Genomic DNA, 8,157 nt, shown 5'->3' with positions numbered 1-8,157 from the left:
AGTCCCCGGCGGAGGCGGCGGGCGGGTGCGGGGCGCCCGTCATGCGGGCCGCCGCGGCGCCGGCCGGCCGTGGCGGCCGGGCGGCCGGCCGTGCGCGCCCCGTTCCTGCCGGGCGGTCCGCTGGCGCTGGCGGTGGACGGCCTCGCGGCCCCCGTGGTGGTGACGGTCGCGGCGGCCGGGGCGCTGGTGCTGGCCGTCGCGGCGGCGACCGTACGGGACGAGCGGCCGCGGTTCTTCGGCCTGATGCTGCTCTTCCTGGCGGCGGTGCTGGTCACCGCGACCGCCACCACGCTCCCGGCGCTGCTGCTGGCCTGGGAGGTGATGGGAGCCGCCTCGTACGCGCTGATCGCTTTCCGCTGGCGGGAGGACGCCCCGGTCACGGCGGGCGGCACGGCCTTCCTGACCACCCGCACCGGCGACCTCGGGCTCTATCTCGCGGCCGGGGCGGCGCTCGCCGGCGCCGCGGGCGGCGGGCCCGCGCTCTCCCTGGACGCCCTGGCGCGGCTGCCGGACCCGTGGCGGGACCTGGCGGCCGCCGGGGTGCTGGCGGCGGCGCTGGGCAAGGCGGCCCAGTTGCCGTTCTCCTTCTGGCTCTCCCGGGCCATGCTCGGCCCGAGCCCGGTCAGCGCGCTGCTGCACTCGGCGGCGATGGTCGCCATGGGCGGCTATCTGCTGCTGCGCATGCGACCACTGCTCACCGCCACCGGCTGGGCCCCGGAGGTCGCGGCCTGGGCGGGCGCGGTGACCGCGCTGCTGCTGGGCGCCGTCGCCGTGGGGCTGACCGACCTCAAGCAGACGCTGGCCGCCTCCACCAGCGCCCAGCTCGGTTTCGTGGTGCTCGGCGCGGGCGCCGGCGCGGTGGCGGGCGGCACCGCGCATTTCGTCGCCCACGCGGCGGTGAAGGCGCTGCTCTTCCTGGTCGCCGGCCACTGGCTGGCCGTGTACGGGACGCAGCAGCTCGACGCGCTGCGCGGCGCCGCCCGGCGGCGCCCGGCGATGGGCGTGCCGTTCGTCGCCGGAGCCGTGACGCTGGCGGGCGTACCGCCGTTCTCCCTGTGGGCGACGAAGGACGAGGTGCTGGCCGCGACCGGCTCCACGGCCCTCCACGCGGTGGCCCTCGCCGCGTCGCTGCTCTCCGCGGTGTACGCGGGCCGCACCGCCGGCATGGTGCTGCGCCGCCCCGTGCGGCCCGCGCCGGCCGGGGACGGACGGCCGGCATCCCGCGGGACCCGGCTGCTGGAGACGGTCCCGCCGGCGGTGCTCGCGGTGGCCGGGGCCGGGCTGGTGGTGCTGGCGCTTCCCCCGCTGTCCGGCTGGTTCGCGGAGAGCGTCGGGGTGCCGGGCGAGCCGCCGGTCAAGGTCACCGCTCTGGTGTACTCGGGCGCCCTCGCCCTGGTGCTGGCCGCCGCGGCCGCCTGGGCCGCCCCCCGCTTCCGGGAGCCCGGCTGGGCCCGGGAGTGGCTGGGCCTGGAGGCCGCCGCCCGCGCCGTCCTGGTCCGCCCCACGCTGGCGCTGGCCCGCTCGCTGGCGCGCTTCGACGACGCCGTGCTGGACCGCGCGGTGGACGCGGCCCCCGGCGCCGTGCGCCGGCTGGCCTCCCGGGCGGCCGCGGTGGACCGTACCGGGGTCGACGGGCTGGTGCGCGGCGTCGCCGCGGGGACGCGGCGCCTGGGGGCCCTGGCCCGCCGCCCGCAGACCGGGCAGCTCCACCACTACTACGCCCAGGCCGTGGTGCTGCTGGCCTGCGCCGCGGCCCTGCTCCTGCTTCTGCTGCTGAGGTGACATGCTCTCGCTGACCGTTTTCGCCCCGCTCGCCGCCGCGCTCGTCCTGCTGTCGCTGCGCCGGCTGCCGGAATCCGTGGCCGGCCGGGTCTGGGTCGCGGTGTCGGCGGCCGAGCTGGCGCTGGTGGTGGCGCTGTGGGGGACGTACGACGGGCCGGGTGTGGGCCACGAGACGGACCTGCCCTGGATCCCCGGGGCCGGCTCCGGCTACCACATCGGCGTGGACGGGCTGTCGCTGCCACTGCTGGCCATGACCGCGGCCGTCTTCCTCGCCTGCGCCGTCCACGGGCTGCACGGGCAGCGCGACCTGCGGCGGTTCGCGGCACTCTTCCTCGCCCTGGAGACCACCTGTCTTGGGCTGTTCGCCGCGCTGGACCTCATCCTCTTCTTCGTCTTCTTCGACGTGTCGCTGGTCGGCATGTACTTCGTGATCGCCGGCTGGGGGCACGGCCCGGCCGCCCGGTCGGCGCTGAAGTTCTTCCTCTACACCTTCGTCGGCTCGCTGGCGCTGCTGCTCGGCTTCATCGGGCTGTTCGCCGCCTCCTCACCGCACACCTTCGACATGGTGGCGCTCACCCGCGACCCGCCGTTGCGGGACGAGGGCGTGCTGGGGCCGCTGGTGCTGCTGGCCCTGGCGGTGGGGCTGGCGGTGAAGACACCCGTGGTCCCGTTCCACACCTGGCTGCCGCCGGCGCACACCGACGCGCCGGCCGCCGGCTCCGCCGTGCTGGCGGCGGTGCTGCTGAAGATGGGCACCTACGGCTTCGTGCGGATCGCCATGCCGATGCTGCCGGACGCCTGGCGGGAGTACGCCCTCGTGTTCGTCGTCGCCGGGGTGGTCTCGGCGCTCTACGGCGCCCTGGTGGCCCTCGCGCAGACCAGCTTCAAACGCATGGTCGCCTACACCAGCGTCAACCACATGGGGTACGTGCTGCTGGCGCTCGGCGCCGCCGGGACGGTGGCGGGCGCCGACGCGCAGGCCCGCTCCGTGGCGGTCTCCGGCGCGGTGGTGCAGATGGTCAGTCACGGCCTGCTCACCGGTGCGCTGTTCCTGCTCTCGGGCGTGCTCTGGGACCGCGGGCGCAGCTACGCGATGGACGCCTGGGGCGGGCTGGCGCAGCCCGCGCCGCGGTTCGCCGCGCTCACCGCGATCGCCGCCTTCGCCAGCCTCGGGCTGCCGGGCTTCAGCGGCTTCCTCGCCGAGTTCCAGATCTTCGCCGGCAGTCTGGGGCCGGAACCGGCCGCCACCGCCGTCGCGCTGCTCGGCATCCTCGTCACGGCGGGCCTCTTCCTCTGGGCGCTGCACCGGCTCTTCCTCGGGCCGGTCCGCGGGCCCTCGACCGTCACCGACCTCCGGCCCGCCGAGACCTGGTCGGTGGCGCCGCTGCTCGCCGCCTCGCTGGCGCTCGGGATCTTCCCGCGGATGCTGCTGGACACCGTGGAGCCGGCCGCCCGCCGGGTCGTCGAGCTGGTATCCCGGTGAGCGGCATGCACAAGGACCCGCTCGCCCTCACTCCGGAGATCCTGCTGCTGCTGGGCGCGGTGGCCACCCTCTTCACCGGTTCCTTCGTCCCGCGGCACCGGCAGTGGGTGGCCCGGCTGCCGGCCGCCGCGGCGCTCCTCGGCGCGGCGGCGGCCGGGGCCGCGACGGCGGCCGGGGAGGACCGTACGGTCTATGCGGGCACCTTCGCGCTGGACGGGGCGACCGCCGCCGCCCGGATCGTGGTGCCGGCCGCCGCACTGCTGGTGCTGCTGCTGTCGGTGGGCCGGGTGCGGGGCGACCGGCGGGAGAGCGAGTTCGCGGTGCTGGTGCTGCTCGCGTCGCTCGGCGCCGTGCTACTCGCGGGCGCTTCCGACCTGCTGGTGCTCGCGGTGGCCTATCTGCTGGCCACGATCCCGCTCTACGGGCTGGCCGGCTGGGGCCGCGACGCCCGCGGGGCGGAGGCCGCGCTCAAGCTCTATCTGCTGGGGGTGCTCCTGGGCGTCGCGATGCTGCTGGGCGTCGCGGTGCTCTACGGGCTCGCCGGGGCCACCCGGTACGACGCGCTGCACACGGGGCTCGCCGGGGCACCGGAGGCGGCACTGGCGGCCGGTACGGTGGCGTTGCTGGCGGGGCTGCTCTTCAAGGCCGGTGCGGTGCCCGCGCACTTCTGGGTGCCGGACGCCGCGACCGGCGCCACCGTGCCGGCCGCCGCCTTCCTCACCACGGTGCCGAAGATCGGCGCGCTGCTCGCGGTCTACCGCGTGCTCACGGTGATCCCCGACGCGCGGGTCGACTGGCGGCTGCTGGTGGCCGTGCTGGCGACGCTGAGCATGACGCTGGGCAATCTCGCCGCCTTCGCCCAGCGGAACCCGCTGCGGCTGCTGGGGTACTCCACGGTGAGCCAGGTCGGCTATCTGCTGATGGCCGTGGCCGTGGCGGGCCGGGGGGACGCGCTGCCCGCGCTCTCCTTCTACCTCGCCGCCTACGCGGTGACCAACCTCGGCGCCTTCGCGGTGGCCGCCGCCCTCCCCCGGCTGGACTCGCTGGAGGCGTACGCGGGGCTGGGGCGCGGCCGGCCCTGGACGGCGGCGGCGCTGGTGGTGTGCCTGCTCGGCCTGGTCGGGACGCCGCCGACGGCGGTGTTCGTGGGCAAGCTGACCGTCTTCTCCGCCACCTGGAGCGGCGGGCTCGCCTGGCTGGCGGTGGTGGCCGCGGTGAACACGGTGGCCAGCCTCTTCTACTACCTGCGCTGGATCGCCCCGGCCGTGGCGGTGGCGCCGGGCTCCCGGACGGAGGACCCGCCGCAGGCGGCGGGGACACCGGTCGAACCGTGGGCACGCGGGACGGCGGTCGCCGCGGCGGCGGCGACCCTGGCGCTCGGCGCGGCCGCGGGCCCGGTGCTCGCCACCCTCCCCGCCTCCCTGGTCCGCTGAGGCGCCGCACCCGTGTACCCCGGCTCCCCGGCCGCGCGGCGTCCGGACAGGGACCTCCGGCCCCGCCTCCCGGGCCGGTCGGTCCTGTCACCACACGGTCACGGAGCGGCAGAGTGGGGCCACTTCCACACAGCGGGGCCTGCCAGAGGCGGCCCGGAGGGGATGAGCACATGGCTGTCCACGCAGGTTCCGAAGATCACCGGTTCCGCCTCCCCGCGCTGCGGCGCGGCACGGCACGGCCGTCCGCGGCCGCCACCGAGGCCCCGGACGTCACCACCGCCGGCGCCACCGCTCGCGGTCTCGCCGCCCTACGTCTCCTGACGGCGTTCGTCTTCCTGTGGGCCTTCCTCGACAAGGCCCTCGGCTGGAGTTACGCCACCCCGTCCGACCGTGCGTGGACCGCCGGCGGGTCGCCCACCGAGGGGTTCCTGAGCGGCGTGGCCGCCGGGCCCATGGAGTCCACCCTGCACTCGTGGGCCGGTGCCGCGTGGGCGGACTGGCTGTTCATGCTGGGCCTGCTGGGGATCGGCCTCGCCCTGCTCGGCGGCGTCGCGCTGCGTCCGGCGGCCGTCGCGGGTACGGTCATGATGGGGCTGATGTGGATCGCCGAGTGGCCGCCGGCCCGGAGCCTGTCGGACGGCTCCCCGAGCATGTCCACCAACCCGCTGGTGGAGTACCACGTGATCTACGCGGCCGTGCTGATCGTGCTGGCCCTGGCCGCGGCCGGCGACACCTGGGGACTCGGCCGCGTCTGGGCGCGGACCGGTTTCGTCGCCCGGAACCGCTGGCTGCGCTGAGCGGAGGTCGGCCCGTGGACGGCACGGGTGTCGCCTCCCAGGGCGGCGGAGAGGAGTGAGCCCGATGCCCCGTTCCGTGCCCGGAAACGCCCCTGTGCAAGGCCGTGACGCGCCGGTGTCCGACACCGGCGGCAAGCTCACCGGGCCGGGACCGGCCGCCCGCCCGTGGTCCCCCCGGGGACCGCGGGCCCCCGGTGCCGCGGGGGTCCGCGGGTGAGCGCCCCGGCCGGTCCGGGCGAGGCGGGCCGCTGGACCTGGGCGTACGAGGGCTACGACCCGGCGCAGGAACGGCTGCGGGAGGCGCTGTGCACGCTGGGGAACGGCGTGTTCGCGACCCGCGGCGCGGCGCCGGAGGCAGCGGAGACCGACGGCGTGCACTACCCGGGCACCTACGCCGCGGGCGTCTACAACCGGCTGACCTCGCACGTCGACGGGCACACCGTCGAGAACGAGGACATGGTCAACCTGCCGAACTGGCTCCCGCTGCGCTTCCGCCTCACGGCCTGGGACGCCGGAGCCGGAACCCCGCCGGGGCCGTGGCTGACCCCGGACACCGCCCGGGTCCTCTCCTACCGGCAGACCCTCGACCTGCACGCGGGCACCCTGGTGCGGCGGATGCGGCTGGCCGACCCCGAAGGGCGGGTGCTGCGGGTGACCCAGACCCGCCTGGTCTCCATGGACGACCCGCACCTCGCCGCGCTGCGCACCGAGTTCACCGCCGAGGGGTTCGGCGGCGAGCTGGAGGTCGAGTCCGGCCTGGACGGCGACGTGCGCAACTCCGGCGTGGCCCGGTACCGCCTGCTCGACTCGCGGCACCTGACCTCCTGGCGCACCGGTACGGCCCGGCGGAGCGTGCTGTGGCTGGACTGCCGCACCTCCCACTCCGCGGTGCGCGTGTCGCTGGCGGCCCGCACCCGGGTGCCCGGGGCGCGGTCCGTGGTGCCGCGGAGCCGGAGCGGCGAGCGGGCCGCGGTCCAGTGGCTGCGGGTGCCCCTGACGGACGGTGCCACGGTGGCGGTGGACAAGACCGTCGCCCTGCACACGTCGCACGACGCCGCCATCAGCGACCCGCTGCACGCGGCGGTCGACCGGGCCCGCCGGGCGGCGGACTTCGGCAGGCTGCTGGCGGCCCACCGGGACGCCTGGCAGCACCTGTGGGAGCGCGCCGAACTGGAGGTGCCCGGCGAGGCCGGGGCGATCCTGCGGCTGCACCTCTTCCACGTCCTGCAGACCGTCTCCCCGCACACCGCCCAGCTCGACGCCGGGGTCCCCGCACGCGGGCTGCACGGGGAGGCGTACCGCGGCCATGTCTTCTGGGACGAGCTGTTCGTGCTGCCCTATCTGAACCTGCACTTCCCCGAGGTCTCCCGGGCCCTGCTCGGCTACCGGCACCGGCGGCTGGACCGGGCCCGGCTGGCGGCGGCCGACCTCGGGCGGCGCGGAGCGCGCTACCCCTGGCAGAGCGGCAGCGACGGGCGCGAGGAGACCCAGACGCTGCACCTCAACCCGCGGTCCGGCCACTGGCTGCCGGACCACAGCCGGCTCCAGCACCACGTCGGCTCCGCGGTGGCGTACAACGTGTGGACGTATGCGCAGGTCACCGGCGACCTGGAGTTCCTGCACGGGGCGGGCGCCGAGATGCTGCTGCAGGTCGCCCGGTTCTGGGCGGACTCCGCGGAGTGGGACGGGGACCTGCGCCGCTGGCGGATCCGCGGGGTGGTCGGGCCGGACGAGTACCACGACGCCTACCCGGACGCCGAGCGGCCGGGCGTGGACGACAACGCCTACACCAACGTCACGGCAGCCTGGGTACTGGGCCGCGCCCTGGAGCTGTACGGCGACCTGCCCGCGCAGCGCCGCGAGGAGCTGGCCGACCACCTGGCCCTCGCCCCGGACGAGCCGGAGCGGTGGGAGGAGCTCTCCCGGAGGCTCCACGTGCCCTGGCACCACGGCGTCATCAGCCAGTTCGAGGGCTACGGCGACCTGGCGGAGCTCGACTGGGCGGGGTACCGCGCGCGGTACGGCGACATCCGGCGACTGGACCGGATCCTGGAGGCCGAGGGCGACACCGTCAACCGGTACCAGGCGTCCAAGCAGGCGGACGCGCTGATGCTGGGCTATCTCTTCCCCGCCGGGCGCCTCGCGGCGCTCCTCCACCGGCTCGGCTACCCGTTCGACGAGGACATCTGGCGGGCCACCGTCGAGTATCACCTGCGCCGGACCAGCCACGGGTCCACCCTCAGCAGTCTGGTGCACGGCTGGATCCTGGCGCGCACCCACCGCGCGGAGAGCTGGGAGTACTGCCGGGAGGCGCTGCTCGGGGACGTCGCGGACGTGCAGGGCGGCACCACCCCCGAGGGCATTCATCTGGGCGCCATGGCCGGCACTCTCGACCTGGTGCAGCGCGGCCTCACCGGACTGGACGCCGAAGGGGACACGCTGCGGCTCGACCCGGCACCGCTGCCGCAGCTCTCCGAGTTCGACCTCTCCGTGCGCTACCGGGGCCACTGGGGCATCCGGCTGCGGCTGGAGGGCGGGCGGCTGCACATCGGCGTCCCCGTGTCCTCGCAGGCCCCGGTGCGGCTGGAGCTGGGTGGCCGGACCGTCGCCGTCCCGCCCGGAGGCGCCTACATCATGGATCTGCCCGACACCTGACGGCGCC

At 76.1% G+C, this 8,157-nt stretch carries 5 protein-coding genes; all 5 read left to right on the top strand.

The genetic code is table 11. From position 1 onward, the window contains the following. The coding region (locus tag HOY81_RS22405) for a proton-conducting transporter membrane subunit (RefSeq protein WP_237322353.1) at positions 1–1,782 on the top strand (1,782 nt) is incomplete at its 5' end. Between the two features lies 1 nt (position 1,783). Then, on the top strand, positions 1,784–3,265 hold the full coding sequence (locus HOY81_RS22400) for a NuoM family protein (protein WP_237322352.1): 1,482 nt from the start codon (positions 1,784–1,786) through the stop codon (positions 3,263–3,265). A gap of 5 nt (positions 3,266–3,270) precedes the next feature. Beyond that, complete coding sequence (locus HOY81_RS22395; RefSeq protein ID WP_237322351.1) at positions 3,271–4,698, top strand: NADH-quinone oxidoreductase subunit N; 1,428 nt, start codon at positions 3,271–3,273, stop codon at positions 4,696–4,698. A gap of 170 nt (positions 4,699–4,868) precedes the next feature. Further along, positions 4,869–5,495 carry a hypothetical protein gene (locus HOY81_RS22390; RefSeq protein WP_237322348.1) on the top strand — a complete coding sequence of 209 codons (627 nt, stop codon included), beginning with the start codon at positions 4,869–4,871 and terminating at the stop codon, positions 5,493–5,495. Between the two features lie 213 nt (positions 5,496–5,708). Then, positions 5,709–8,150: a glycoside hydrolase family 65 protein gene (locus HOY81_RS22385; protein WP_237322346.1), complete on the top strand. Its 2,442-nt coding sequence runs from the start codon at positions 5,709–5,711 to the stop codon at positions 8,148–8,150. Positions 8,151–8,157: the final 7 nt, after the last annotated feature.

Origin of the sequence: Streptomyces sp. JJ36, assembly GCF_021696945.1 — a bacterium.
In the GTDB taxonomy this organism is placed as follows: Bacteria; Actinomycetota; Actinomycetes; order Streptomycetales; family Streptomycetaceae; genus Streptomyces.
The sequence above is the reverse complement of the archived record's forward strand: the minus strand, read 5'-3'. Positions and strand labels throughout refer to the sequence as shown.

Coding starts and splice junctions, on each gene's coding strand:
- HOY81_RS22395 (WP_237322351.1), top strand. CDS start 3,271: ATGCACAAGGACCCGCTCGCCCTCACTCCGGAGATCCTGCTGCTGCTG.
- HOY81_RS22400 (WP_237322352.1), top strand. CDS start 1,784: ATGCTCTCGCTGACCGTTTTCGCCCCGCTCGCCGCCGCGCTCGTCCTG.
- HOY81_RS22390 (WP_237322348.1), top strand. CDS start 4,869: ATGGCTGTCCACGCAGGTTCCGAAGATCACCGGTTCCGCCTCCCCGCG.